Origin of the sequence: Neisseria sicca, assembly GCF_003044565.1 — a bacterium.
GTDB lineage: Bacteria > Pseudomonadota > Gammaproteobacteria > Burkholderiales > Neisseriaceae > Neisseria > Neisseria sicca_A.
In genome coordinates this window covers 74,199-99,333 of the sequence record NZ_POXG01000004.1, presented here as the reverse complement: position 1 = coordinate 99,333, position 25,135 = coordinate 74,199, and the positions used below count along the sequence as shown (strand labels likewise).

Genomic DNA, 25,135 nt, shown 5'->3' with positions numbered 1-25,135 from the left:
GCATTAAAACAACTTACGCACTTCGGCTTCGATATCCGCCGCACGCATAAAGGTTTCGCCGATTAAAAACGTATGCACGCCGTGTCCACGCATAAAGTCCACATCGTCTTTGTTTAGGATACCGCTTTCCGTGACGACCGTTTTGCCCGACAAATCGGGCAGCAGGTCTAAAGTTTGCTGGAGCGTGACTTCAAAAGTCCGCAGATTGCGGTTGTTCACACCCCAAAGCAGCGTGGTCATGTTACGGCATTTTTCCAATTCGGATTGATCGTGCAATTCCAGCAGCACAGTCATACCCAAATCGTGGGCAACGGCTTCAAAATGCGCCAACTGCGCGGCATCCAAAGCCGCCGCAATCAATAAAACCGCATCTGCGCCCCATGTGCGCGCCTGATAAATCTGATAGTCGTCGATAATGAAATCCTTGCGCAACACCGGCAGGCTGACCGCCGAACGCGCCTGTTTCAAATACTCGGGCGAACCTTGGAAATACACTTCGTCGGTCAACACAGACAAACACGCCGCCCCCGCGCTTTCATAAGCACGCGCAATATCCGCAGGGTGAAAATCAGGCCTTATCAGCCCTTTGCTGGGACTGGCTTTTTTGATTTCCGCGATAATGGCAGGCAAGTTTTGGGCGTGTTTATTGCGGATGGAAGCAAAAAAGTCACGCACAGGTTCGGCATCGCGCAACTGCGCTTTGACTTCCGCAAGCGGTGCTGCCGCTTTTTGCGCGGCCACTTCTTGGGCCTTGGTAGCAAGGATTTTATTGAGGATATCGGTCATAAATGGCTTTCGGTCAATACATGGCGGAACCACGCAAAACAGCAAGCGACCCGATGCCGCCGCATTTTGCGCCCTTCCATACCGTAAAGGGAAAAACGGTTTATCTTAACATTTACGAGGTCGTCTGAAAAACAGAAGATGGTTTCAGACGACCTCCCCGCGATGACAACACAACATACCCACCCCGCCCGCAACCGAAATCTACCGCCCATCCCGTCTCGCCGGTCAGACAACCCGCATATGCTATGATGTTTCACTGCCGCGCCATCCAACCGATATCCCGCCGCACACACCCGACACACCCAAAGGAATCATTTATGAAAAGATCGATAATATGGGGCTTCCTCCCGCTTCTTCTCATCTGGGCGACCAGCGTGGCTTGGCTGCATTACCAAGCCGTCCAAGCAGAAAAAGCATCCCAAAACATCAAACCTGCCGACATCGCCGTCATCTTGGGCAATTCCGTCAACAGGCGCGGCAAGCCCAATCCCTGCCTGCGTTCCCGAGTTGAAGCAGGCGTTGCCCTCTACCGTAAAAACAAAGTCAGCGGATTGCTGATGAGCGGTGGCACGGACGGCGACGGCAGCAACGAAGCGGCAGCCATGCAATCTATGGCGATAGAAATGGGCATCCCGCCCGAACACATCCGCATCGAAAACAAATCGGAAAGCACTTTTGAAAACATCGCCCTGAGCGCACCGCTGTTACAAGACGCATCCAACGTCATCATCGTCAGCGACGCCTTCCATCTCGCACGCGCCGAGTGGCTCGTCAACCGTCATTTGAAAGACAAAAACGTCCAGTTTTACGCTTCCGATTCCTGCGGCGACTCCACGCCCAATTACCTGCGCAAACTCTCTCGCGAAATACCCGCGTGGATTAAAGCCATGATTATGCACCGCTGAATCCTGTCCGTCCGAAGCAAATAGTTTTAGACTTGGGCAAACAGCGTTCACAGCTAGGCATTGTCTGCATGGTTCATCATTGACAAAAGGTCGTCTGAAAACCGAAATCCGTTTTCAGACGACCTTTCCGTTATTCATCCCTTCAAGCGCCATAACTGCAAACACCAAGCCACATATCGCCGCAAACGCATTTCCGTTATATCCAAAGAAGCAAACAATATTTCCCGCGCGATGTCCGCCTTGTTATATTCCCCGCTCAAGTATTTGTCTGATAAGGAAAATATGATGGGACTCAAATCATGGCTGGGCATTATCTTCATCGGCGCGACGGTGTGGCTCGCCTCATGCGGGCAGTCCGGCGGCACGTCGAAAGGCAAACCCGAACGCGTCGTCATGTTGAATGTATCGTACGACCCGACACGCGAGTTCTACCGCGAATACAACCCGTTTTTCCAACACTACTGGCAAAAAACACACGGACAGGAAGCAGATATCCGCCTCTCCAACGGCGGTTCGGGCAAGCAATCATTGACCGTGCAAAACGGCTTGAAAGCCGATGTCGTGACGCTTGCGCTGGCATCCGACATCGACGCGCTCCATCACAGCAAAGCAGGCAGACAACTCTTGTCGGCAGATTGGCAAAAAGCCCTGCCGCACAACAGCACGCCCTACACTTCGACCATCGTGTTCCTGGTACGCAAAGGCAACCCCAAGCAGATTCATGACTGGGACGACTTGGTCAAAGGCGACGTACAAATCATCACGGCAAACCCGAAAACCTCAGGCGGTGCACGCTGGAATTTCCTGTCGGCTTGGGCATACGCACAAGAAAAAGGCGGAGATGTGGCGGCAGAACAGTTTGTCTCCGAACTCTACCGCCGCGTGCCGGTCATGGACGCAGGCGCGCGCGGTTCGACCATTACCTTTACACGGCGCGGATTAGGCGATGTTTTGCTGGTATGGGAAAACGAAGCCCACCTCGCCTTGCAGGAAAATCCGAACCAATTTGAAATCATCACGCCGTCAATATCCATGCTGTGCGAACCGCCCGTCGCCGTGGTCAGCGCAGTAGCAAAAGAAAAAGGCACGGAACAAATCGCCAAAACCTATTTGGAAATGCTGTATAGCAAAGAAGCGCAGCGAATGGCCGCCCGCCATTTCTACCGCCCCACCGACGAAACCGTACGCACCGAATTTAAAACACGCTTCCCAGATTTAAAACTGGTCGGCATCGACGAAACCTTCGGCGGCTGGCGCAAAGCGCAAGCACGATTTTTCAACGACGGCGGCGTATTCGATAAGATTTACCGACCGCAAAACTGATTGCATCTTAGATAAAACAAAGGTCGTCTGAAAACCTGTTTCCAAGTTTTCAGACGACCTCTTGGTCTTCATACGCTTACACGAACCAATCAGAAAAACAGCTCGCGCCAGCTGATACGTTGCAGACCACAGATACGGCCTTTCACTTCCAGTGATTGCGCATTATTCAGCAACAAGCTGCGTTGGTCACCCTCTTTGCCTGAGAAGCATCTATTGTTGGGCGTACCAGAACCCAACCCAAGCTCTTTATCCGTACCGGTTTCACCGCTATCACCATCGGCGGTAACAGGATCGTCCGTACGCTTGTTCGGATCGATAAAGGTGAAGCTGACAATACCTTCTTGAGTCAAACCATTGGCGTATTGCGTACCAAAACCACTCAATTCACGCTTAAATATATCAGGCGTAAAACGTGCGCTACGGCTATTGAGTGCACCGCCGTTATCAGCATTGATGCCGAGGAAGGTTGTGCTGGTTACGGTTGACTTATTGTTGCTGACAGGCATACACAAGTCTTTTTCCGCTTCCTCCTTGCCGATAGTCTTACCGCCATCGGAAGTGTACTTGCGTATCGTAACGATGGCAGTCCGCAGAATCATAGTCGGCTTAATGCTGACACGCTCGCCAGAACCTAGATTGATGAACCAGCCTTTATGCGTCTCTTCAATTTTTTCATTACTCAGATACAATGCCTTACTGGTTCGTGGCTGATTGTTTCCATCGTTATATGACTGCTCTACCTCAGTAATCGTTTGCTTGCGTAGGTTTTGCTCGGCAACATCTTGATTTGTCTTATCTGCAGCAAGATCTTTCGGCGCTTTATCCAGTTTTTGAAAAATACCGTAAATCGATTGTGTTTCAGTATTGCTCAAATCACTTTGGTAAATCTCGCTACCCGTACCGAAAATCACGACGTATTCCTTAGCTCCTTTTCGTGATACGGCAGGAGCCGAGGTAATCGGCTTGTTTGGTGAACCGGAGAAAATTTTAACCGCAGTCCAATCTTTCGGGCTTGCAGCACGCAGGTCGAAGCGGTACATATTACCCCCTCGGTCGCCTGCAAAGGCAAAATCGACAACCCCGTCAAAATCGGTATCGAGCAACGTCGGTGTAGACAGCCCGCCTACACCACCCTTCACGACAATTTTCGCCAGTTGATCACCGGGTTTTCCTGCAGCCTGACCGCGTTTCTCGCCTGTACCAACTTCTTTACCAAGCATTTCGTAAACATATAACGCAGTTTCGTTGGCTGTCGCATCTTTTTCTTCGGCTGCGTAGCCACTGGCGAGGAAGCCTGCGTAACGGATGTTTTCATCCAGTTTGGCACTACCGTCAGTTTCACGTTTGGTGGAAACACGACCGATTTGCGGCGTACCGATGGTAAAGCCCAAAGTATTGTCTTTACCTTTGGCCGTTTCAAACAAAGGAACTTTATCGCTCCAAGCAGCCGCATCCATACCGGTATTGGTGGTTTGATCTTCTTTACCGCCTATATTGAGAGCGTATGCACCACGTCCGCCTTGTCCCATTGCGCCAAACATAAAGACACGTTGCTGAAACTTACTGCCTTGTTCAGCTGCGGCAGTCTGACGCAGGGTAAAGCCACCATTTACGCCGTATTTATGGTTTTCAATGGATTTTCCGTAATCCGCATGTGCAATGTCTTTCAATACTTTGGCAAGCGTAATCGGGTTGCCTGACGCATCGTTTTCGCGCTCCATCGCAGAAGGAAGATAGCTGACTTTCAAATCATAAGGATGTTCGCCTGCCGTACTTTGGAAAATATGCACCATACCGTCGTTGGCTGCGGCAACCAAATATTTGCGGCGACCATTCTCCTGATTACCGACTGCAGCAACGGAACCGTCCAAAATATCGCCCAAATCACGCTCTCCAGGTTTACGGTCACGGTAAGGCTTGTATGCACTGTCATCATTGCCGACCCTACCCGTCCAATTGAGCAGTTTTTTCCATTCGTCTTTGTCACTATTCTCAATGCCGAAATAGGCATTGTTGACTTTATCGGTAGGGATGGCGTCGATAAAGTAAGTATTAGAACCTGTGTTAATCAATGTTTTACGATTACCAAAGGAAGGCTGGGTAACCGTACCTTCCCGTCTACCATCACTATTATTCAATTTATTAAATAAAATCTGACTGCTCCAAGAGCCGGTATTCAGCTTGATGGTTGCCGCCAAATCGGGAATACCGCTGCTGGAAGTTGCCGGAGCGGTACCGCCATCCAAAGTAATCGGTTCACTTTGGCTATCATTTTTAATCGTATCTGTAATAGTTTTGAATGCCTCAAGTAAGGTTTCTGATTTATTAGCAATGTAATACCACTCTTTTTTACTGGCGCCTCGCTTCAGATAATCTTCACCTGCCAGGGTAATATCGCCACCAAAACCTACAGTAAATGTTTGAACAGTTTGCTTTTTGTAGTCCCCAAAATCATTTGGATCGCCATCCCAGCTCTTACCCGCTTTATCCTTACCACCGACTTTAAAATCTTTTTCTGCTAGTTTTTTACTGAAAAAGGCCAAACCGTTACCGCGATCCCAAAACTGATCGTAGGAAGGCTCTGCCCTCATACAACGTAAAAGCCTATCTTGCCCTTTTCGTTCGCCGAAATATTCGTATGCTTTCTGGTAATCTTCACTATCATAAGCATTATGAACTCTCCAATTGTAATCTTTAGCAGCATAATAAAAACGACGGGCATCATAATCAAAAATCGTCCTATCTGGCCAATATGGAGAATTACCACAATAAGAGCTATAGTTAGCATCGCCATCCGACATCATGACGACATACGATTTTTGACAACGGTACTCAACCTTAGGCATAACAATCGTACTGACAATTTCAAAATAGCGGCGTGTTGCTGGGGTTGCATAGCCAGTACTCATCTTGTTGACACGCGTTTTCATTGCCTCTGGGTCAGAACTGAAAAAATCAGCATCTGATCGACCATTGTTATGAAGCGTCTGCAACCCCCAGTTAAACTGATCCTTATATTGATCAAGAATATCATTTAGCGCATTTTTCGTTACTTCTAACCTATTTAAAGGTTCCCCCCTCTTCCCCCTGGCTCCAGGTACAATAGAACCCATACTCGCCGAATCATCAATAAAAAACATAATGTTATGTTTGACTTTCGGCTGCTCTGTAATTTGGCTTTCGTTTTGCAAATAAAGCGGGGTTTTGGCAAACTGTGCTTGCGCTTGTGATGCCGCCCCCATCAGTGCGAGCGCGGAGGCGATGCTGTAAATCATCGGACGGATGGAGCCGGGGCAACGTGAAGGTTTGTTTTTCATAATGCGTTCTTTTTTCATAAAATCGTCGGTTGACGGATGATGACGTTGTTTTTATTTTCTCGGAATGAGATTCTAACATTTACGATGTCATTTATGTGGGGTTCGGGCTGTTTTTTTTATCTGATGCGGCGAACAATGGCGAAAATGAAACAGACTTCATGATTGTAAAGGGAAAATCCGTTGCCAAGCCACAGCTTGAACGATATGGCTTTTTGACGTAGAATGCATTGCTTCTACGGCATAGGCAGCTATGCCTGAAAAAGCACGTTACGCAGCAAAATCAAGGCTGCGGGGCGTGTTTTTTTTTAGCCGATATTTTCTCAGGCGGTCTTTTTTGTAAACAATTTTCAGACGACCCCTGCCCGTTTCTGCAAACCGACCATCATCAGGCAAACAGGATTCATCATGACCACTCCGGCTCTTCTCGTTCTCGCTGACGGCAGCGTATTTCACGGCACATCAATCGGTTACGAAGGTTCGACTTCCGGCGAAGTCGTGTTCAACACTTCCATGACCGGCTATCAGGAAATCCTGACCGACCCGTCCTACTGCAAACAAATCGTCACCCTCACCTACCCCCACATCGGCAACACCGGCACCAACGCCGAAGATGAAGAAAGCCGCAGCGTTTATGCCGCAGGCTTGATTATCCGCGACCTGCCTTTGCTGCACAGCAACTTCCGCGCCTCCGAAAGCCTGCACGACTATCTGGTGCGCAGTAAAACCGTCGCCATCGCCGACATCGACACCCGCCGCCTGACCACGCTGCTGCGCGAAAAAGGCGCACAAGGAGGCGCGATTTTGACCGGCGCGGATGCCACGGTTGAAAAAGCGCAAGAACTCATCGCCGCGTTCGGCAGCATGGTCGGCAAAGATTTGGCGAAAGAAGTTTCCTGCACAGAAGCCTACGAATGGACCGAAGGCGAATGGGCGCTGGGCAAAGGTTTCGTTACCCCTGCCGAACAGCCGTTCCACGTCGTCGCCTACGATTTCGGCGTGAAAACCAACATCCTACGTATGCTCGCCGCACGTGGCTGCCGCCTGACCGTCGTCCCCGCCCAAACCAGCGCGGAAGACGTGTTGGCGCTCAATCCCGACGGCGTGTTCCTCTCCAACGGCCCAGGCGACCCCGAGCCTTGTACCTACGCCATCGAAGCCGTGCAAAAACTGATGGCAAGCGGCAAACCCATCTTCGGCATCTGCTTGGGACACCAGCTCATCAGCCTCGCCATCGGTGCAAAAACCCTGAAAATGCACTTCAGCCACCACGGCGCAAACCACCCCGTTCAAGACTTGGACAGCAGCAAAGTCGTCATCACCAGCCAAAACCACGGTTTCGCCGTCGATGCCGACACCCTGCCCGCCAACGCAAGGATTACCCACAAATCCTTGTTCGACAACACCTTGCAAGGCATCGAGCTGACCGACAAACCCGTGTTCTGTTTCCAAGGTCACCCCGAAGCGAGCCCCGGTCCGCAAGATGTCGGCTATCTGTTTGACAAATTCATTGACAACATGAAAGCGGCAAAATAATAAGCCGCCTTTTCAGACGACCTCTCAACTCAAAACGTCGTCTGAAAAACCAACCCCCTCAAATCAGAAAGGAAAACCCATGACTGAAAAACAAATGCGCGTACTCTCCGTCGTCGCCACCCTGACCGCCGTAGGTATGTACGTTTCCTATATCCCGCAAATCCAAAACAACCTCGCGGGCAACCCCGGCTCGCCGCTGCAACCCCTCGTCGCCGCCATCAACTGCACATTATGGGTTGCCTACGGCTTTTTGAAAGAAAAACGCGACTACCCCATCATACTGGCAAACATTCCCGGTATCTTTTTGGGCTTGGTCACATTTTTCACCAGCCTTTAAAACCATACCGATTTCATGCCGGTCACACACTGGCCGGACTTACTCACCACCATCAACATAAGGATTAACCCTATGAAAAAAGTAGCCTTGTTTATCGCATTAATCGGCGCATTATCCGCGTGCAACACCATCCATTCCGTCGCACGCGATACCAATACAGCCGTACAAGCATGGAATGAAGACTACCAAAGACAAAACAATCATTAATACATTACACCAAACCACAAGGCGGTTTGCCCGTCAAACCGCCTGAAGAAAACCTACCCATAAAGGTAATTTCATGAAAAAAACGGCTTTACTCCTCTGCCTGCTTATCAGCGCCCCAGCCTTCGCAGGTGACAAAACCATCGACCTGAAAAAAATCAGCCAACTCGGCGCGGACATCTTCGATTCCGCCACCCAAGGCATACACAAAACCATATCCGAAAGCAGCAAAACCATAGCCAATTCCGAATGCGCCATCCCCACAACCGCCGCAGAATTGGAGCAATTTTCCGTAGACCACTGCCTGAAAGAACCCGCCATGACAAGCAGCATCTATATGGACCAAGCCCTCAAGCAAAAAGGATCGAGGGTCGATGAAGGCGCAAGAAGCCTAGAAAACCTATCCAACAAAATATTCGAAGGCGTACAAACCATCATAGACATAGAATAAAACTCCACTCGGCAACTCAGCACTCACCACCCAATACACAATAACAAAATAGCGTTCCCAACATTACCGGAAAGAAACTCACCAAGATCTACATATCAATAATTGCGGCAGAAATTTTTGGGGTTTCAAAACGCTGAGATTTTTCAGACGACCTCCAAGGTAGGTTGGTTGCCAAATCCAACATTTTTATACGATTACGCGTTTTATGTTTTTTAACCCAATCTACACTTACTGAAAAAAGATTGTCATCAAGGTGTTTCCCACACCCAATAATAAAAAATGAACCTGCCCGAAAAACTATTGACCGCCGACAACCCCGCCCTGCATCAACGCGCCAAAACCATGCGCAAAGAAATGAGCGAGGCGGAAGCAAATTTGTGGCAGCACCTGCGGGCAGGCTGTCTGAACGGCTATAAATTCCGCCGCCAGCAGCCGATGGGAAATTATATTGTTGATTTTATGTGCGTAACGCCCAAGCTGATTGTCGAAGCAGACGGCGGGCAGCACACAGAACAAGCCGCGTACGACCACGCACGGACGGCATATCTCAACAGCTTGGGCTTTACCGTGTTGCGTTTTTGGAATCACGAAATTTTGCAGCAGACAAACGATGTGCTCGCGGAAATCCTGCGCGTGTTACAGGAATTGGAAAAACAGCCTGCACGGTAGCAGATGACTGATTTTGATTAAATTATTGAAAATTATAGGATACAGGCTGCCTGAATTGAGCATTTATAAAGGTCGTCTGAAAAGCAAAAAAGCAACCTACACAACCTGTTTTCCTTGCAGAACCCTTAATCCCAACAGCCACCCGTCCTCTCTCCCCGTGGGAGAGAGTTAGAGAGAGGGCAACAAGCCGCAAGGCTTGTATTTTGAGCGGTTAGTGTGTTGGGGAAGGTTGCCGAAATTCGGGGAATGCCCTCTCCCCAACCCTCCCCCACGGGGGAGGGGGTAGATTGCAGCAGATTCAGGCGTTGCAGGTCGTCTGAAAAAGAATGCCGGAAACATCAACGGCAGGAATTTTTCAGGTAGCCTTTATCGCAAGGCAGATGGAACAAACGCCGCGAGCGTTTTTTTCAGACGACCTTTGAACCCATCGGTAGGGTGTGTGCCGCGAGGCACGCACACGGTGGGTTGGGGTTGCAGGGAAAATAGAGAACGCGTGCGTGCGTACCGCACACACCCTACATGCGGGCTGCTACACAACCTGTTTTCCTTGCAGCAACCCTTAACCCCAACAGCCACTCCGTCCTCTCTCCCCGTGGGAGAGAGTTAGAGAGAGGGTAACAAACCGCAAGGCTTGTATTTGGGCGGTTAGGGTGTTGGGGAAGGTCGCCAAAATTTGGAGAATGCCCTCTCCCCAACCCTCCCCCACAGGGGAGGGAGCGGGTTGCAGCGAATTCAGGCGTTGCAGGTCGTCTGAAAAAGAATGCCTGAAATATCAACAGCAGGGATTTTTCAGGTAGCCTTTATCGCAAGGCAGATGTAACAAACGCTGCGAGCGTTTTTTCAGACGACCTTTGAACCCATCGGTAGGGTGTGTGCCGCAAGGCACGCACGCGGTGGGTTGGGGTTGCAGGGAAAATGGAGAACGCGTGCGTGCGTACCGCACACACACTACATGTGGGCTACGGCTTTCTTGGATTTGCCGTTGATTGAAGGTCGTCTGAAAAGAAAAAAAGCAGCCCGCACAACCTGTTTTCCTTGCAGAACCTTTAACCCCAACAGCCACCCCGTCCTCTCTCCCCGTGGGAGAGAGTTAGAGAGAGGGCAACAAGCCGCAAGGCTTGTATTTGGGAGATTTAGGTGTTGAGAAAGGTTGCCGCCATTTTGGGAATGCCCTCTCCCCAGCCCTCCCCCACGGGGGAGGGGGCAGGTTGCAGCAGATTCAAGTATTACAGGTCGTCTGAAAAAAGAATGCCCGAAACATCAACAGCAGGAATTTTTCAGGTAGCCTTTTATCGCAAGGCAGGTGGAACAAACGCCGTGAGCGTTTTTTCAGACAACCTTTGAACCCATCGGAAGGGTGTGTGCCGCAAGGCACGCGCGCGGTGGGTTGGGGTTGCAGGGAAAATAGAGAACGCGTGCGTGCGTACCGCACACACCCTACATGCAGGCTGCTACACAACCTTTTTCCTTGCAGCAACCCTTAACCCCAACAGCCGCCCGTCCTCTCTCCCGTGGGAGAGAGTTAGAGAGAGGGCAACAAGCCGCAAGGCTTGTATTGGGGCGGTTAAGGTGTTTGGGAAAGATTGCCGCAATTCGGGGAATACCCTCTCCCCAACCCTCCCCCACGGGGGAGGGAGCGGGTTGCAGCGGGTTCAGGCGTTGTAGGTCGTCTGAAAAAGAATGCCCGAAATATCAACAGCAGGAATTTTTCAGGTAGCCTTTTATCGCCAAGCAGATGAAATAAACGCCGCGAGCGTTTTTTCAGACGACCTTTGAACCCATCGGTAGGGTGTGTGCCGCAAGGCACGCACGCGGTGGGTTGGGGTTGCAGGGAAAATGGGGAACGCATGCATGCGTACCGCACATACCCTACATGTGGGCTATGGCACGTTGGATTAGCAAACCCAACATTTTAGACAATTAAGCGATTTGTGTTGGGTTTTCAACCCAACCTACGCTTGCTACTAATGGATCTAAATAGAAAGGAAAGTGATATGTCAGATAACAATCCAGTATGGTGGGAAAAAACTGTCGAGTATCAATTTGTAATAAATAATCATCGTGAATTTCAATTTATTGCCCCCCTTGATGGCAATTATGAGAAACAAACCTCTGATACCATTTTAGGTCAAGATGATAAATTTATTTTGATAGAATTTAAACGTAACGATAATTCACAAACAGCAGAGTTTAATAAATTTAAAAAGGTGGCAAAGGAAAAAAGTAATAAGGACATCTTAAAAGAGATAGAGAGCATTCAAAATCATCAATGCCACTTTATAGTATATGCAGAATTAAATGAAGAAGAAAATAAATTAAATTTATTTCATAAAGAATACTTGTCATATTTAAGAAAGAGTGGCGAACACATTAAATATGATGCAATGATTAACAATGGAATTTTCTTGGAAGATTTTATTAAATATTTGGGAGAATTTGGTCAATTAAGAGTGCAAGATACTGGCTGTGATGATGACGAAGATGGCGAAGGTGGCGAAGGTGGCGAAGGTGGCGAAGGTGGCGAAGGTGGCAGCGGCAGTGGTGGCAGCGACATAAGTAAAGCACCTAAAAAAAACACTACCGATTTTTCTAATATTTTAATCTTAGGTAATAATGGTGGTTGTTATACCGTTAATGATATTAAAAAATTACAACAACTAAGATTAAAACCAGAACCAGAACCAAAACCAGAACCAGAACCAAAACCAAAACCAACACCAAAACCAAGATAGAACTTTTATCCAAAAAAATAACTACCAAATACCATATAAACTAAGAAATTTATAGTAAATACGAATTTCTATTTAATAGTCAACTAAATGAGTAATCCCATGCCCAAACGTACCGACCTAAAATCCATCCTTATCATCGGCGCCGGCCCTATCGTTATCGGTCAGGCCTGCGAATTTGACTATTCGGGCGCACAGGCCTGTAAGGCTTTGCGTGAAGAAGGCTATAAAGTCATTCTGGTGAATTCCAACCCCGCCACCATCATGACCGACCCTGAAATGGCGGATGTTACCTACATCGAGCCGATTATGTGGCAGACGGTGGAGAAGATTATCGCCAAGGAGCGGCCTGATGCGATTCTGCCCACGATGGGCGGTCAGACCGCGCTGAACTGTGCGCTGGATTTGGCGCGCAACGGCGTGTTGGCAAAATACAATGTCGAGCTGATCGGCGCGACGGAAGACGCGATCGACAAGGCGGAAGACCGCGGCCGCTTTAAGGAGGCGATGGAGAAAATCGGCCTCTCCTGCCCGAAATCTTTTGTCTGCCACACGATGAACGAAGCTTTGGCGGCGCAGGAACAGGTCGGCTTTCCGACGCTGATTCGTCCGTCTTTCACGATGGGCGGTTCGGGCGGCGGCATTGCCTACAATAAAGACGAGTTTTTGGCGATTTGCGAACGCGGTTTCGATGCATCGCCCACGCATGAGCTGTTGATTGAGCAGTCCGTTCTCGGCTGGAAAGAGTACGAGATGGAAGTGGTGCGCGATAAGGCCGACAACTGCATCATCATCTGCTCGATTGAAAACTTCGACCCGATGGGCGTGCATACCGGCGACTCGATTACGGTTGCGCCGGCGCAAACGCTGACGGACAAGGAATACCAAATCATGCGCAACGCAAGCTTGGCGGTATTGCGCGAAATCGGCGTGGACACGGGCGGCTCGAACGTGCAGTTTGCGGTGAACCCTGAAAACGGCGAGATGATTGTGATTGAGATGAACCCGCGCGTGAGCCGTTCGTCCGCGCTGGCTTCCAAAGCGACGGGTTTCCCGATTGCGAAGGTGGCGGCGAAACTGGCGGTCGGCTTTACGCTGGACGAGTTGCGCAACGACATCACCGGCGGCCGCACGCCAGCGTCGTTCGAGCCTTCCATCGACTATGTCGTAACCAAAATCCCGCGTTTTGCGTTTGAAAAATTCCCTGCCGCAGACGACCGCCTGACCACGCAGATGAAATCGGTGGGCGAAGTGATGGCGATGGGCCGCACGATTCAGGAAAGCTTCCAAAAAGCCTTGCGCGGCTTGGAAACGGGCTTGTGCGGCTTCAATCCGCGCAGCGAAGACAAAGCGGAAATCCGCCGTGAACTGGCGAACCCCGGTCCCGAGCGTATGCTCTTTGTGGCAGACGCGTTCCGCGCGGGCTTCACGCTGGAAGAAATCCACGAAATCTGCGCCATCGACCCTTGGTTCTTGGCGCAAATCGAAGACTTGGTGAAAGAAGAGCAGCAGGTAAGTGCAGGCTGCCTGCAAGATTTGGATTTCGCCGCCTTACGTCGTCTGAAACGCAAAGGCTTCTCCGACAAACGCATCGCGCAGCTTTTGGGTGTAAAAGAAAAAGAAGTGCGCGAACACCGCTATGCGCTGAACCTGCATCCCGTGTATAAACGCGTCGATACCTGCGCCGCCGAGTTCGCCACCGAAACCGCCTATCTCTATTCCACTTACGAAGAGGAATGCGAAGCGCGTCCTTCCGACCGTAAAAAAGTGATGATTCTCGGCGGCGGCCCGAACCGCATCGGTCAGGGCATCGAGTTTGACTACTGCTGCGTTCACGCCGCGCTCGCCCTGCGCGAATCGGGCTTTGAAACCATCATGGTCAACTGCAACCCCGAAACCGTGTCCACCGACTTCGACACCAGCGACCGCCTGTATTTCGAGCCGCTGACGCTGGAAGACGTGTTGGAAATCGTCCGCACCGAAAACCCGTGGGGCGTGATTGTGCATTACGGCGGCCAAACCCCGCTTAAACTCGCCAACGCGCTGGTTGAAAACGGCGTGAACATCATCGGCACGTCCGCCGACAGCATCGACGCCGCCGAAGACCGCGAACGCTTCCAAAAAGTGTTGAACGACTTAGGCCTGCGCCAACCGCCCAACCGCATCGCCCACAACGAAGAAGAAGCGCTCGTCAAAGCCGAAGAAATCGGCTATCCGCTGGTCGTGCGCCCGTCTTACGTCCTCGGCGGCCGCGCCATGCAGGTCGTCCATTCCGCCGAAGAGCTGCAAAAATACATGCGCGAAGCCGTGCAGGTATCCGAAGACAGCCCCGTGTTGCTCGATTTCTTCCTGAACAACGCGATTGAAGTCGATGTGGACTGCGTTTCAGACGGCAAAGACGTCGTTATCGGCGGCATCATGCAGCACGTCGAACAGGCGGGCATCCACTCCGGCGACTCCGGCTGCTCGCTGCCGCCCTACTCGCTCAGCGAAGAAATCCAAGACGAAATCCGCCGCCAAACCAAAGCTATGGCGTACGCGCTGGGCGTGGTCGGCCTGATGAACGTACAGTTTGCCGTGCAAGACGGCGTGGTGTTCGTGTTGGAAGTGAACCCGCGCGCCAGCCGCACCGTCCCCTTCGTCTCCAAAGCCACCGGCGTGCCGCTCGCCAAAGTCGGCGCGCGCTGCATGGCAGGCATTTCCCTGCAAGAGCAAGGCGTGGAAAAAGAAGTCGTTCCCGATTTTTATGCCGTTAAAGAAGCCGTGTTCCCCTTCATCAAATTCCCCGGCGTGGACACCATCCTCGGCCCCGAAATGCGCTCCACCGGCGAAGTGATGGGCGTAGGCGCAAGCTTCGGCGAAGCCTACTACAAAGCCCAACTCGGCGCTGGCGAACGCCTGAACCCGACCGGCAAAATCTTCCTCGCCGTACGCGACGAAGACAAACCGCTCATCGTCAAAACCGCGCAAAACTTCCAAGCCTTAGGCTACGGCGTCTGCGCCACACGCGGCACCGCCGAATACCTGAAAGAGCACGGCATCATCGTACAAGCGGTAAACAAAGTGCAGGAAGGCCGCCCGCACATCGTGGACGCGATTAAAAACGGCGAAATCGCACTGGTGGTGAACACCGTCAGCAGCTCGGCGCAATCCATCTCCGACAGCCACAGCATCCGCCGCACCTCCCTCACCCAACGCGTGCCGCAATACACCACCATCGCCGGCGGCGAAGCCATGAGTGAAGGCGCAAAAAGCCGCGATCACTTGGGCGTATACAGCGTGCAGGAGTTGCATGGACGGTTGAAAAACAGAGGCTGAATCTGAATCGGGTTTAGCTTAAACAAAAGGTCGTCTGAAAATAAGACTTATCTTTCAGACGACCTTTTTCTTTGCTGACTTTATTCGGGGTACATTTGCGTGAACAGACATCGCGGATGGTTTACGAACTCATCAACCGTGCGATCCGTTACCTCTGGTAAAACCACTTGCGGCCACCTCAGTACATACAGCATACGGAGCTTACATAGACAATTGAAAAACAAAAACCGAATCAAGTTTAACTTAAACAAAAGGTCGTCTGAAAACCAATTTTCCGGTTTTCAGACGACCTTTTTTATTATCTGCCTACCTTATTCAGGACGCATTTGCGGGAACAAAATCACGTCGCGGATGGTTTGCGAATCGGTCAGCAGCATTACCAGGCGGTCGATGCCGATGCCGCAACCGCCTGTCGGCGGCAGACCAAATTCCATCGCGCGGATGTAGTCAGCGTCGTAGTGCATGGCTTCGTCGTCGCCCGCATCTTTTTGCGCCACTTGCGATTTGAAGCGTTCAGCTTGGTCTTCAGGGTCGTTCAACTCGGAATAGCCGTTTGCCAGCTCGCGACCGACAACGAACAATTCGAAACGCTCAGTCAGACCTTGTTTGGTATCGGAAGCGCGTGCCAACGGGGAAACTTCGACCGGGTAATCGACAATGAAGGTCGGGTTCCACAGTTTGCTTTCGGCGCAACCTTCAAACAAGGCAAGTTGCAGGCTGCCGATGCCGGGAGACGGCGGCAGGCTTTCGCCGTGTTTGACGATTTCTTTTTTCAGCCACTCCGCATCGTTCAACTGCTCGTCGGTGTAGTGCGGATTATATTTTTTGATGGCGTCGAGAATGGTCAGGCGCTCAAACGGGCTTTCCAAATCGACTTCTTTGCCGTTGTAGCTGATTTTCGCCGTGCCGTTTACCGTGCGCGATGCGTTGCGGATGATGTCTTCCGCCATCTGCATCATGCGTTCGTAGTCGGAGAAGGCTTCGTAGAATTCAATCATGGTGAATTCGGGGTTGTGGCGTACGGACATGCCTTCGTTGCGGAAGCTGCGGTTGATTTCAAACACGCGCTCCAAACCGCCGACCACCAAGCGTTTCAAATACAGCTCGGGGGCGATGCGCAGGTAGAGCGGGATGTCCAAAGCGTTGTGGTGGGTCACGAAGGGCTTCGCCGTCGCGCCGCCGGGAATTGGGTGCATCATCGGGGTTTCGACTTCGAGATAATGCTCGTTCACCATGAAATTACGCACGGATTGGATGATTTGGCTGCGTTTGATAAACGTATTGCGCGATTCTTCGTTGGCAATCAAATCGACGTAGCGTTGACGGTATTTGGTTTCCTGATCGCTCAAGCCTTTGTGTTTGTCGGGCAGCGGGCGCAGGGATTTGGACAGCAGGCGGATGTCGGACACACGCACGGTCAATTCGCCGTGGTTGGTTTTGAACAAAGTACCTTCCGCGCCGACGATGTCGCCCAAGTCCCAATGGTTGAAATCGTCCAAAACTTCCTGACTCACGCCTTTGTTGTTCAGATAAAGCTGGATTTGGCCGGTTACGTCTTGGATGGTGGCGAAGCTCGCCTTGCCCATTTGGCGTTTGAGCATCATGCGACCGGCAATTTTGACGGGAACGGCTTGCGGGTCGAGTTCTTCTTTGCCGATTTCGCCGTATTGGGCGTGCAAATCGGCGGCAAAGCTATCGCGCTTGAAGTCGTTGGGATAGGCGTTGCGCTGTTGGCGGATGTTATGCAGTTTTTCGCGGCGCAGGGCGATGATTTGGTTTTCGTCCAACTGCGGCTCGGTTTGCGGATTGTTTTGTTCGCTCATGGTGTTTTCCGGAAAAATAAATCAGGCGCAATCTGTTTCAGACGACCTGATTGAATCACAAAATTTGCGCATATTTTACGCGATGTCGGTGTTTTTTTCTATCCGGCTCAAAAGGTCGTCTGAAAAACATCGGGCAGGGATTTTCGGTCAATCCGTTTGGTGGGAAAAAGATACCTGAAATCAAGTTTGAAAAAACATTTGGCTTTTTTGCTGTTATACTCATTCCATTTATTTCAAATCAATATCTGAAGATTATGTACTGGTCTATTCCTGATATCCCCGATACCATCGTCGCCCGCAAAAACAGCAAGTGGAATACCCCCTTGGGTATGGCTGACGGTATTGGCTTTGCTTTTCATTGCGGCGTTGATTGTTGTGTTGTGGCTGAAAATCAGTCCGTTTTATCTGTTGATACCTGTTGGCGTTTGGGGCGCGGCTTTGCTGTACCGCTTTATCTTGTCGATGAACCGCAGCGCGGCGGCAGATGCTTGGGAAACCGAAAAATCAAATATCCGCAAAAAATGGACGGATTGGGCGCAGAGAAGCATCGTGTTGGTCGATTCGCATACCATCCTGCCCGAACCCTTGTCGCTGCCGGACGTCATTACCCAAGCGTCAGGCGGACGAAATGCTGACCTGTTTCTGTTTCCGCGTGACGAAGACGAGGACCTGTGGCGCAGCGGCTATCCTTACGTTGCCGAACATTTTTATCAAAAATTGAGCGAATTGGCGGAGTATCGGCTGCCTGTGACCCTGCACATCGATGCGCCGGATGAAGAAGCGTATTTGAACTGGCAGCAAAGATTTGAAGAAATCGCCGAAATGGCGGGTGTCCGCGCGACCATCAAGCCTCTGTCTGATGGCGAAAGCTTGATGGGTGAGTGGGTGGAAAACCGCCAATTTGAAGGCATCCATGTGATTTTTTCGGCATGGCTGAACGAAGACGCTTCAGATGCCGAGTTTACGGAAAACGCGACTTGGCTGGTGTTTGCCTCGCCTTATGCCGCCAAACAGAATAAATTGCCCGTCAAAGCAGTTTTGCAGCGTCCGATTGCCATCTCCTTGTCCGATGAAACGGCACAAAACAAAGCGTTCGGACATTACGCCGATTACGCTTTGAAAAACCGCACCGTCCATGCCGCCTGGTTTACCGCACCGCCTAAAGATACGCAGCAATACGTCGGCAAACTTCGCCAAGCAGGCGTCAGCTGGAACGATAATTTCGATCTGCCCCTCATACACACGCCCGAACCCTATACCGGTCAGCTTCCACGAGAAAGCCACTGGCTGACTTTGGGCTTGATGGCTGAAAACAGCGACCAGCAAAACCAATTGTTCGGCTGGCAGAAAGACGGCAATCTCTATATGGGCTGCCTGATTCATCAAAATTCAGTAGCATAAGCCGACTATCTTGTCGTGACACAAAAGGTCGTCTGAAAACTTGGAAGTTGAGTTTTCAGACGACCTTTTATTTAATCCACGCCAGTTTGTAGCGTGGGCTTTGCCCACGAAATCTATCTTCTAAAAACTGAATTGGATGGTCACGTTTCACTGATTTCGTGGGTAGAACCCACGCTACGGATTGCAGCAACGGCAACTTGTCCCTTCCCCCGTCCGACGGAGGAAGATTAGGATGGGGGTGGCTTTGTGGGTCTAGGTAAAATCAAATTCGTTTGACCCGTAGAACCACCCTCTCCCCAGCCCTCTCCCGCCAGACGGGAGAGGGGGCAGGTTGCAAGTAAAAATCAGGTCGTCTGAAAACGTGAAAACCGGTTTTAGTAAACTCGTTCACGCTCGTTTTCAGACGACCTCGTTTGTTCAATCAACGCGTGCTTGGGATAACTCAAGTAGCGTGGGCTTTGCCCACGAAATCCACTACTTAACCATTCAAATTAGACAATAATTGAATTTGCTTTCATCTCGTGGGCAAAGCCCACGCTACTCGTTGCAGCAACAGCAACCTGTCCCTTCCCCCGTCCGGCGGGGGAAGGTTAGGATGGGGGTGGTTCTATGGCTTGGGGTAAAATCAAATTCGTTTGCCCCGTAGAGCCGCCCTCTCTCCAGCCCTCTCCCACCGGACGGGAGAGGGGGCGGGTTACAGATAAAAACAAGGTCGTCTGAAAACCTGAATCCTAAGTTTTCAGACGACCTCTTTATTTTCAAACCCAACTTACTTGACGCGTCCTGCTTTCAACACGCGTTGGGCGAAGAACACCATGCCTGTGATGAAGAATGCTAGTCCCAGCCAGGATGCGGTGGTTTCCCAGTTTTCCAGACCCAGCGCAAGCGGGGCGTCGGAGCCGCCGTTGGTTACGGAGAAGACGATAATGAATGCCATCACTACGCCGACCAGGCTTTCGCCGACAATCAAACCGGCGGAGAACAAGGTTCCGATGCGTTCGGCGTTTTTCAGACGACCTTCACGATTTTCCGCTTGCTTGCCGATGATGTGTTTCAACACCGCCGCCAACACTGCGCCGATCACGATAGGCATAGTGACGGACGGCGGCAGGTAGATGCCCATGCCGACTGCGAGGACAGGCAGTGCGCGTTTGCCGCCGGACGATTTTTTCAACACCAAATCGACGACGATCAACACCGCGCCGATCGCGATACCGGTGAAGATGTACGCCCATTCAAGGTTGTGGGCGAAAATACCTGACGCGATGGTCGTCATCAAAGTTGCTTGGGGAGCCGCCAAAGCCTGCGCCGCGTCCATGCCTTCGCGCGGCATTGCGCCGGTAAAGCCGTAGGCTTCGTAGAGCAGTTCCAACACGGGCGAGATGACGAATGCGCCGACGATACAGCCGATAATCAACGCAATCTGTTGTCTCCAAGGCGTTGCTTTGAGCAGGTAGCCGGTTTTCAAGTCTTGCAGGTTGTCGTTGGAAATCGAAGCCACGCAAATCACTGCCGAACCGCAGAACAAGGTCAGAGCCAGCAAGAATTTGCGGTTGGCTTCATCCGCCATCAAGCCGCCGGATTCGCCCACGACCAACAACACCAGCGAAATGATAACGATGGAAACGATGCCCACGCCCGAAATCGGGCTGGAAGACGAACCGACCAAACCCGCCATATAACCGCAGGCGGCGGCGACCAAAAAGCCGATGACGGAAGCCAAAAGCGTACAAACGACCACCAAAAGCCAAGCCATGCCGCCCGTAATGTGCGAATCGCCGATAAAGTGATAAAACGATACGCCCAAAATCAGCATCATGGACAATACCCAAAAAATCATGGCTTTAGGTGACAAATCCTGTTCGGCGCGTTCCGCAGCGGGCGTACCGCCGCCGAAACTCTTGAACGACATTTTCAGGCCTTCCAGCATCGGCTTAAGCAGCATCAAAAGCGTCCAAACCGCCGCGATACCGATGGTACCCGCGCCGATAAAGCGTACTTTTTCCTTCCACAGCTTCATCGCAAACGCCGCCATTTCCATATCGGCAGGCTGCGGAATGTGCGATGAAAAATACGGCACGGCAATGCCCCAAGCAATCGAAATACCCAGCAGGATGGCGATACCGCCCGTCAGCCCGACCAAGTAGCCCGCGCCCAACAATGCCAGCGAAAAGCCCATCGGCAGTTGGAAAATCGCCGTGCCGCTTTTAAACCAATAACTCGCGCTGTCGGCAATCACGCGCAAACCGTTGGAACAAAAGCTCATAAAGCCCGCCAACGCGCCGCCTGCCGCCAGCTCTTTAATGCCGCTGCCACCCTGACGGCCTTCCTCCTCGTGGCTGCCGACTTTCAAAATCTCCGCCGCCGCCACGCCTTCGGGATAAGGCAACTCGCTTTTCACCACCATCGCGTAACGCAGCGGAATGGTAAAAATCACCCCCAAAATCCCGCCGGCAATACATAAAAGCGTCGTCTGCCAAAACGGGAAACCGCTCCAGTAGCCCGCCATCAGCAAACCGGGCAGGACGAAGATGATGGTCGAAAGCGTACCCGCCGCCGAAGCCTGCGTCTGCACCATATTGTTTTCCAAAATATTGCTGCCTTTGCAAAACTTCAAAACCGCCATCGAAATCACTGCCGCCGGAATCGACGAAGCAAAGGTCAGACCGACCTTCAAGCCGAGGTAAACGTTCGACGCGGTAAAGATCACGGTAATCAGCGCACCGAGTATCATGCCCCGAAGCGTCAGCTCGCGGCAATCCGCATAAGGATCGTGAGTGGATTGTGTCATCGTGGATAGCCTTTCGGTTGATAAAAAACTCTACGGCAGGTTCGAACCGGCTGCCGATTCTGCCTTTATGGTGTTGCGGCGGCAAGGAAATGTCAAGTTAGACAAAGAATGTGCAAAGAAAGCGGAAAAGTATAGTGGATTAAAATTGCAATGATACGGCGTTGCCAACGCCCTTATGTACTACCCGTACACGGCGGGCGCTGCCGCCTTGTCTCATTTTTATTTTAATCCACTATAAAAGGTCGTCTGAAACCGGTGGCCGCATTTTCAGACGACCTTAGCGGTTCAAATCGCCTCACCCAAACCTGAAAAACCTCCGAATCCCACCATTTATTCCTTCAATAACCGACCGTCCTTTATAAAAAAATCTGTTCCTTCCGTTGACGGATCGTTCAGATTCAGAGCCTGCTCCGGATTTCAGACGACCTATTGTCGCTTTTACGCCACTTCAAACAATTTTAAAGATAACGTCATTTCATGACAAAACCTTGCAATCGGCTTGCAATCGCGTTCCAGCCGTGATTTCAACCTGATAGATACGGGAAATTTCACTTCAGACGGCCCAAACGGATTGAATAGCCAAGATTTACGCGGTAAACTTATACAATTAAAAAATTTTATGATTTACTCACTATTATGAAACCCGCCTTCGACATAAAGTCAGCCCGGCTTGACGTGCTGGCTATTCACCTGCATACCGCAGACTTGACCGAACTGGAAGAATTTTTGCGCCAACGCGCCGGTCAATACCAAGAATTGGATGTCGTCCCCTTCGTTTTGGATGTGCAGGATTTTGACCATCCTGAGTCATTGGACATCGGTTCCATGATTTCCCTTTTCGCCCGTTACGGCATGCAGATTCTGGGGCTGCGCCACGAAAGCGAATATTGGGCATCCTTCGCAGCACGTTACCATTTGGTTTTCAGCCGTAGCGACAAATCCGAGCCGCAACAGCCCAAAATCAACCAAGAGCCTGCACCCGTTCAGGCAACGGTCATCAGCAACCCGACCGTCCTCATCAGCACCCCCGTCCGCACCGGACAACAGGTTTACGCGGAAAACGGCGACCTTATCGTAACCGGCATCGTCAGCCAAGGTGCGGAACTCATTGCCGACGGAAACATTCATATTTATGCGCCCATGCGCGGCAGGGCTCTGGCAGGCGCGAAAGGCAACACCAACGCGCGCATCTTCATCCACTCCATGCAGGCGGAACTGGTCTCCGTAGCGGGCATCTACCGCAATTTCGAACAAGACCTGCCCGACCACCTGCACAAAAAAGCCGTACAGGTTTCATTGCAAGACAACCGCCTGGTTATCAGCGCAATCGACACAGATTAACCATTCCAAGCATTTGATAAAGGAAACATCGTGACAAAAATCATCGTAGTAACTTCAGGCAAAGGCGGCGTAGGCAAAACCACGACCAGCGCCAGTATCGCAACCGGACTGGCTCTGCGCGGCCACAAAACAGCCGTCATCGACTTTGACGTCGGCTTGCGCAACCTCGACTTGATTATGGGTTGCGAACGACGCGTCGTTTACGACCTGGTTAACGTTATCCAAGGCGAAGCCACACTTACCCAGGCTCTGATTAAAGACAAAAACTGCGAAAATCTCTTCATCCTGCCCGCATCGCAAACCCGCGATAAAGACGCGCTGACCCGTGAAGGCGTTGAGAAAGTCATGCAGGAATTGAGTAGTGACAAAATGGGATTCGAATACATCATCTGCGACTCCCCCGCCGGTATCGAACAAGGCGCATTGATGGCGCTCTACTTCGCCGACGAAGCCATCGTCACCACCAACCCCGAAGTATCCAGCGTCCGCGACTCCGACCGCATCTTGGGCATCCTGCAAAGCAAATCCCGCAAAGCCGAACAAGGCGGCACGGTCAAAGAACACCTGCTGATTACCCGCTACTCGCCCGAGCGCGTCAACAAAGGCGAAATGCTGTCCGTACAAGACATTTGCGACATCTTGCGCATCCCGCTCATCGGCGTCATTCCCGAATCGCAAAACGTCCTGCAAGCGTCCAATGCCGGCGAACCCGTCATCCACCAAGACAGTGCGACTGCCGCAGAAGCCTACAAAGACGTTATCGCGCGCCTCTTGGGTGAAAACCGTGAAATGCGTTTCCTTGAAGCCGAGAAAAAAGGCTTCTTCAAACGGCTGTTCGGAGGCTAAGTCATGTCATTAATGGATATGTTGTTCGGCAGAAAACCGAAAACCGCCGCCGTTGCACGCGACCGCCTGCAAATCATCATTGCACAAGAGCGCGCCCAAGAAGGTCAAGCCCCCGACTATCTGCCTACCCTGCGTAAAGAATTGCTGGAAGTATTGTCCAAATACGTCAACGTTTCTTTGGACGACATCCGCATTTCCCAAGAAAAACAGGATGGTATGGACGTTCTCGAATTGAACATCACCCTGCCTGAACAAAAAACGGAACAGAAAAAGGCTTAACACATGACCTTGACCGAATTGCGTTACATCGTAGCCGTCGCGCAGGAGCGTCATTTCGGACGCGCCGCGCGCCGCTGCTTTGTCAGCCAGCCCACCCTTTCCATCGCCATCAAAAAGCTGGAAGAAGAGCTGTCGGTATCCCTGTTTGACCGCAGCAGCAACGACATCATCACCACTGAAGCGGGCGAACGCATCGTTGCCCAAGCCCGCCGCGTGCTGGAAGAAGCCGAGCTGATCAAGCACCTTGCCAGCGAAGAGCAAAACGAATTGGAAGGCGCATTCAAACTCGGTCTGATTTTTACCGTCGCCCCCTACCTTCTGCCCAAGCTCATCATTTCCCTGCGCGAAACCGCGCCGAAAATGCCCCTGATGCTTGAAGAGAACTACACGCACATCCTGACCGAATCGCTCAAACGCGGCGACGTCGATGCCATCGTAGTCGCAGAACCCTTCCAAGAGCCTGGTATCGTCACCGAGCCTTTGTATGACGAGCCTTTCTTCGTCATCGTCCCTAAAGGACACCATTTCGAAGAACTCGATGCCGTTACTCCGCAGATGTTGGGCGAAGAACAGGTTTTGTTGCTGACTGAAGGCAACTGTATGCGCGATCAAGTTTTATCAAGCTGTTCCGAACTTGCCGCCAAGCAGAAAATCCAAGGTCTGACCAACACCCTGCAAGGCAGCTCCATCAACACCATCCGCCACATGGTTGCCAGCGGTCTCGCCATCAGCGTCATGCCCGCTACCGCACTGACCGAAAACGACCATTTGTTGTTCAGCATCATCCCGTTTTCAGGCTCCGTACCGCACCGCCGCGTCGTTTTGGCATACCGTCGGAACTTCGTCCGCCCCAAAGCATTGACTGCTTTGCGGACCGCCATCCTCAATTCCCATCTTCACGGCGTTACTTTTGTCCAAGAGTAAAGCGCATTGAATGCTAGGAGCAGGCTGCCGATTGGTTTCGGCAGCCTGCTTTATTTGTACCTTAACAAATGGATACGCTGCAAACTGTGCAGATTATTTGAGTTGCTAGAATCGATAGACTTGGCACTTGATACCTTAAAACACGGTTTCCTGCGAAC

General features: G+C 51.4%; 19 protein-coding genes. 14 read left to right on the top strand and 5 right to left on the bottom strand.

All coding sequences use genetic code 11. The annotated features are described in order from the left end of the window. Positions 1–3: 3 nt before the first annotated feature. Positions 4–786 (bottom strand): indole-3-glycerol phosphate synthase TrpC, encoded by a 783-nt coding sequence (gene trpC / locus DBZ16_RS09680; RefSeq protein WP_107813833.1) that lies wholly within the window; start codon positions 784–786, stop codon positions 4–6. 317 nt (positions 787–1,103) lie between these two features. On the opposite strand from trpC, the gene DBZ16_RS09670 reads away from it, so the two are divergent. Continuing rightward, positions 1,104–1,691 (top strand): YdcF family protein, encoded by a 588-nt coding sequence (locus DBZ16_RS09670; protein ID WP_107813831.1) that lies wholly within the window; start codon positions 1,104–1,106, stop codon positions 1,689–1,691. Between the two features lie 60 nt (positions 1,692–1,751). Next, entirely contained in the window at positions 1,752–3,014 is a 1,263-nt protein-coding gene (locus DBZ16_RS09665) for a sulfate ABC transporter substrate-binding protein (protein ID WP_276308309.1), read from the top strand. A gap of 89 nt (positions 3,015–3,103) precedes the next feature. Here the strand turns inward: DBZ16_RS09665 and pilC are convergent, their stop codons facing one another. Continuing rightward, positions 3,104–6,349, bottom strand: coding sequence for a PilC family type IV pilus tip adhesin (pilC, locus tag DBZ16_RS09660; protein ID WP_107813830.1), 3,246 nt, complete (start codon positions 6,347–6,349; stop codon positions 3,104–3,106). A 387-nt stretch (positions 6,350–6,736) separates the two neighbouring features. Here pilC and carA point away from each other — a divergent pair, with 387 nt between their 5' ends. From carA to DBZ16_RS09640, 5 genes are all read left to right on the top strand, one after another. Further along, positions 6,737–7,864 carry a glutamine-hydrolyzing carbamoyl-phosphate synthase small subunit gene (gene carA, locus DBZ16_RS09655; protein WP_107813829.1) on the top strand — a complete coding sequence of 376 codons (1,128 nt, stop codon included), beginning with the start codon at positions 6,737–6,739 and terminating at the stop codon, positions 7,862–7,864. Between the two features lie 79 nt (positions 7,865–7,943). Next, positions 7,944–8,201: a SemiSWEET family transporter gene (locus tag DBZ16_RS09650; protein WP_107813828.1), complete on the top strand. Its 258-nt coding sequence runs from the start codon at positions 7,944–7,946 to the stop codon at positions 8,199–8,201. Positions 8,202–8,273: 72 nt separating this feature from the next. Continuing rightward, complete coding sequence (locus DBZ16_RS16530) at positions 8,274–8,408, top strand: hypothetical protein (RefSeq protein ID WP_276308308.1); 135 nt, start codon at positions 8,274–8,276, stop codon at positions 8,406–8,408. A 73-nt stretch (positions 8,409–8,481) separates the two neighbouring features. Further along, positions 8,482–8,856 carry a hypothetical protein gene (locus tag DBZ16_RS09645; RefSeq protein WP_107813827.1) on the top strand — a complete coding sequence of 125 codons (375 nt, stop codon included), beginning with the start codon at positions 8,482–8,484 and terminating at the stop codon, positions 8,854–8,856. A 279-nt stretch (positions 8,857–9,135) separates the two neighbouring features. Next, positions 9,136–9,525, top strand: coding sequence for an endonuclease domain-containing protein (locus DBZ16_RS09640; RefSeq protein WP_107813826.1), 390 nt, complete (start codon positions 9,136–9,138; stop codon positions 9,523–9,525). A 1,564-nt stretch (positions 9,526–11,089) separates the two neighbouring features. On the opposite strand, the gene DBZ16_RS15420 is transcribed toward DBZ16_RS09640, so the two are convergent. Then, positions 11,090–11,374, bottom strand: a complete 285-nt coding sequence (locus DBZ16_RS15420) for a hypothetical protein (protein WP_167390287.1) — start codon at positions 11,372–11,374, stop codon at positions 11,090–11,092. Between the two features lie 145 nt (positions 11,375–11,519). Here DBZ16_RS15420 and DBZ16_RS15085 point away from each other — a divergent pair, with 145 nt between their 5' ends. Together DBZ16_RS15085 and carB are read left to right on the top strand one after the other, a co-directional pair. Beyond that, the gene (locus DBZ16_RS15085) at positions 11,520–12,257 is read left to right on the top strand and encodes a hypothetical protein (protein WP_159070319.1); all 738 of its coding nucleotides are present in this window, start codon (positions 11,520–11,522) and stop codon (positions 12,255–12,257) included. Positions 12,258–12,356: 99 nt separating this feature from the next. Then, positions 12,357–15,572: a carbamoyl-phosphate synthase large subunit gene (gene carB, locus DBZ16_RS09620; protein WP_107813825.1), complete on the top strand. Its 3,216-nt coding sequence runs from the start codon at positions 12,357–12,359 to the stop codon at positions 15,570–15,572. Between the two features lie 311 nt (positions 15,573–15,883). Here carB and lysS read toward each other — a convergent pair whose 3' ends face one another. Next, positions 15,884–17,395 carry a lysine--tRNA ligase gene (gene lysS, locus DBZ16_RS09615; RefSeq protein ID WP_107813824.1) on the bottom strand — a complete coding sequence of 504 codons (1,512 nt, stop codon included), beginning with the start codon at positions 17,393–17,395 and terminating at the stop codon, positions 15,884–15,886. Positions 17,396–17,737: 342 nt separating this feature from the next. Between lysS and DBZ16_RS09605 the strand changes: the two genes are divergently transcribed. Continuing rightward, entirely contained in the window at positions 17,738–18,796 is a 1,059-nt protein-coding gene (locus DBZ16_RS09605; RefSeq protein WP_240600343.1) for a hypothetical protein, read from the top strand. A 769-nt stretch (positions 18,797–19,565) separates the two neighbouring features. Here the strand turns inward: DBZ16_RS09605 and DBZ16_RS09590 are convergent. Continuing rightward, positions 19,566–21,587, bottom strand: a complete 2,022-nt coding sequence (locus DBZ16_RS09590; protein WP_107813821.1) for an OPT family oligopeptide transporter — start codon at positions 21,585–21,587, stop codon at positions 19,566–19,568. A gap of 636 nt (positions 21,588–22,223) precedes the next feature. Between DBZ16_RS09590 and minC the strand changes: the two genes are divergently transcribed. From minC to DBZ16_RS09570, 4 genes are read left to right on the top strand one after another with little or no spacing between them, the layout of a single operon-like run. Then, positions 22,224–22,928, top strand: a complete 705-nt coding sequence (minC, locus tag DBZ16_RS09585; protein WP_003762201.1) for a septum site-determining protein MinC — start codon at positions 22,224–22,226, stop codon at positions 22,926–22,928. A gap of 30 nt (positions 22,929–22,958) precedes the next feature. Beyond that, positions 22,959–23,774 carry a septum site-determining protein MinD gene (gene minD, locus DBZ16_RS09580; protein WP_003762203.1) on the top strand — a complete coding sequence of 272 codons (816 nt, stop codon included), beginning with the start codon at positions 22,959–22,961 and terminating at the stop codon, positions 23,772–23,774. Positions 23,775–23,777: 3 nt separating this feature from the next. After that, positions 23,778–24,053: a cell division topological specificity factor MinE gene (gene minE, locus DBZ16_RS09575; RefSeq protein ID WP_003765670.1), complete on the top strand. Its 276-nt coding sequence runs from the start codon at positions 23,778–23,780 to the stop codon at positions 24,051–24,053. 3 nt (positions 24,054–24,056) lie between these two features. Then, positions 24,057–24,977 carry a hydrogen peroxide-inducible genes activator gene (locus tag DBZ16_RS09570; protein ID WP_049230000.1) on the top strand — a complete coding sequence of 307 codons (921 nt, stop codon included), beginning with the start codon at positions 24,057–24,059 and terminating at the stop codon, positions 24,975–24,977. The last annotated feature ends 158 nt before the right edge of the window (positions 24,978–25,135 follow it).